Source organism: Streptomyces hygroscopicus subsp. hygroscopicus (genome assembly GCF_001553455.1).
In the GTDB taxonomy this organism is placed as follows: Bacteria; Actinomycetota; Actinomycetes; order Streptomycetales; family Streptomycetaceae; genus Streptomyces; species Streptomyces hygroscopicus.
This window is the reverse complement of record NZ_BBOX01000335.1, coordinates 1-2,812: the sequence shown is the minus strand read 5'-3', so window position 1 is coordinate 2,812 and position 2,812 is coordinate 1. Positions and strand designations below refer to the sequence as shown.

Annotated in this window: 2 protein-coding genes; both read left to right on the top strand. The window is 71.5% G+C overall.

The features are described 5' to 3' along the window. Window positions 1-715: 715 nt before the first annotated feature. Complete coding sequence (locus AXW62_RS29880) at window positions 716-1,537, top strand: VOC family protein (RefSeq protein ID WP_060947257.1); 822 nt, start codon at window positions 716-718, stop codon at window positions 1,535-1,537. A 250-nt stretch (window positions 1,538-1,787) separates the two neighbouring features. Beyond that, window positions 1,788-2,812 (top strand): serine/threonine-protein kinase (locus AXW62_RS29875; RefSeq protein WP_252368790.1); only part of this gene is annotated, 1,025 nt, incomplete at its 3' end.

Sequence of the window (2,812 nt, the reverse complement as noted above, 5' to 3'; positions counted from 1 at the left end):
GTTATCAACAGGCTGTGGATAAAAACGGTGGATGACCCGGCTCGGGCCCGCCTCGAATCGAAAAAGATTGGCTAAATATTTCGAGTTCCGGGACGAGCGAACCGGGCGATCCCCCGTTAGCGTGGCAAGTGGCGCGAAAGACCTAAACAGCTCTAACTGCACGCTAAGTATCTGCAAGCGGACTCAGGCGGGCCCTGGGTGGTGTGGGTGAGAGTGCCGGGTGCACCGAGCGGACCCCTGGTCGGAGCCTGCGAGGGGCGCGAGGAGTCGCGAGGAGTCGTGAGGTGCCGCGAGAGGCCCCGGGAGGGGTGCGAAGGGATGGCGGACGGCGATGCGCGCATGGCGGCGCGGAACGCGAGAAAGGTGCCGGAGGCTCCGGCAGAGCCCCGAACCCCGGCAGAGCCCCGAACTCCGGCAGAGCCCCGACAAGGGCCCCCAACCCCGGCAGAGCCCCGGCAGGGTCCCCGACAGAGCCCCGAGAGAGTCCCGACAGCGACTGAGTCCCGACAGAGCCCCGAGAGGTACCCGAGAGACCCCAGAGAGGCCCGAGAAAGTCCCGGCAGAGCCCCGAGGGCCCGGCCAGCTCCTGACCCGACAGGACCCAGATCCTGACCCGACAGGACAGAGATCCCGAGACCCGACAGGACAGAGATCCCGAGGCAGACCCGAGACAGACCCGTGAGAGACCCGAGCGAGACGCGAGAGGACCCGGGCCATGGCGGCATTCGCGGAAGGCGTGCCCTGCTGGGCGGATGTGCTGCTGTCCGACCTCGCGGCGGGCCGGCGCTTCTACGGTGAGCTGTTCGGCTGGACCTTCGAGGAGATCGCCACGGCCTACGGCTCGTACACCCGGGCCCTCCTCGGCGGTAAGGACGTCGCCGGGCTGGTCCGCAAGCCGGACGGCCGGATGCCCACCGTCTGGAACATCTACTTCGCCGCCAAGGACGCCGCCGCGACCGCCGTCCGGATCCGCGAGGCAGGCGGCCGGGTGATCACCCCGCCGGTCTGGATCGACGAGTTCTGCGTCATGGCGACGGCCGCCGATCCCGGCGGTGCCGTCTTCGGGATCTGGCAGGCGGGCAGCCACCCCGGCTTCGGGCGGCGCGGCGCCCCCGGCTCGTACGGCTGGGCCGAGGTCCACACCCGTCAGCCGCGCGCCGTGGACGCCTTCTACCGGGCGGTCTTCGGGTACGAGACGGTGCCCGCCGCCGAGGGGGTGCCCGCCACCGAGAGGGTGCCCGCCGCCGAGGGGGCGCCGGACGACGTGGTGCTGTGGACGCCGCGCGGGGAGCCTCCGGACCCGCGTCACGCGATCGGCGGACGTGTGGTGATCGGTGAGCGGTATCCGGCCGAGCTGCCCGCCCACTTCCTGACGTACTTCGTGGTGGCGGATTGCGATCAGGCGCCGCGCACGGTGCACCGGCTGGGCGGGCGGGTTCTCAAGACCCCCGAAGATACGCCGTACGGGCGTTTCGCGGTTCTTGCGGACAATCAGGGCGCGGTCTTCGCCGTCCTCGCCCCCTCGGCGGCGGGCTGAACCCTCAGACGGCGGGCTGAACCCCCAACGGGGAACGGGGTGATGCCGGTCCGGGGGCACTCGGCCGACCCCTGGCCGAACCGGGCGGGCCCCGGCTCCGTATCGCCCGATGACACGACGATTCGCCCCCGGGTTCGCAACCGCCGCCTTCGCCAGAGAGAATGCAGGATGCGTGCCGCCGGTTGGTTTGTCGGTGAGACGCTGCACGGGGCTGTATTTTTTCAAGCCCCCACGGGGAGGTGGCAGGCAAGTGGTGGAGCAGCTGACGCAGCACGATCCGAGGCGGATCGGCCCTTTCGAGGTGCTCGGCCGTCTCGGCGCGGGCGGCATGGGGCTGGTCTATCTGGCACGCTCGGCATCGGGCCGACGGGTCGCGATCAAGACCGTCCGGACCGAGCTCGCCGAGGACCAGCTGTTCCGCGTCCGGTTCACCCGTGAGGTGGAGGCGGCCCGCGCGGTCAGCGGGTTCTACACGGCCGCCGTCGTGGACGCCGATCCGCGGGCGGCGGTGCCGTGGCTGGCCACCGCCTATGTGCCGGCTCCCTCCCTCGAGGAAATCGTCAACGAGTGCGGGCCGATGCCCGCCCAGGCGGTGCGGTGGCTGGCGGCCGGGGTCGCCGAGGCGCTGCAGTCCATCCATGGCGCGGGCCTGGTCCACCGCGATCTGAAGCCGTCCAATGTGCTGGTCGTCGAGGACGGTCCGCGCGTGATCGACTTCGGGATCGCCTCCGGGGTCTCGAACACCCGGCTGACGATGACCAACGTCGCGGTCGGCACCCCCGCCTACATGTCACCCGAGCAGGCGCGCGACTCGCGCAGTGTGACGGGCGCGAGCGACATCTTCTCGCTCGGTTCGACCCTGACCTTCGCGGCCACCGGACACGCGCCCTTCCACGGCGCCAACCCGGTGGAGACCGTGTTCATGCTGCTGCGCGAGGGCCCCGATCTGGCCGGGCTGCCCGATGAACTGCGGCCGCTCATCGAGTCGTGCATGCAGATGGAGCCCGAGCGGCGGCCGTCCCCGGCCGATCTGCAGTCCCAGCTGGCCCCGCATCTCTTCGCCTCGAACGCCGAGGACAGCGGTACGGCCTCGGCCTGGCTGCCGGGCGGTGCCGTCGCGCTCATCGAGCGCAAGCGCAGCGGCCGCAACCAGGTGCGCGGCTCCTCCCGGCCCGCCGCCGGGGGCGGCCGTCCCGCCGGGAACGCCGGAAGCGGCGACGGCCGGTCGTCCGCCCCGCTTCCGCCGGAGCGTCCGCCCACGCCGCCCTCGTACGC

Coding starts and splice junctions, on each gene's coding strand:
- AXW62_RS29880 (WP_060947257.1), top strand. CDS start 716: ATGGCGGCATTCGCGGAAGGCGTGCCCTGCTGGGCGGATGTGCTGCTG.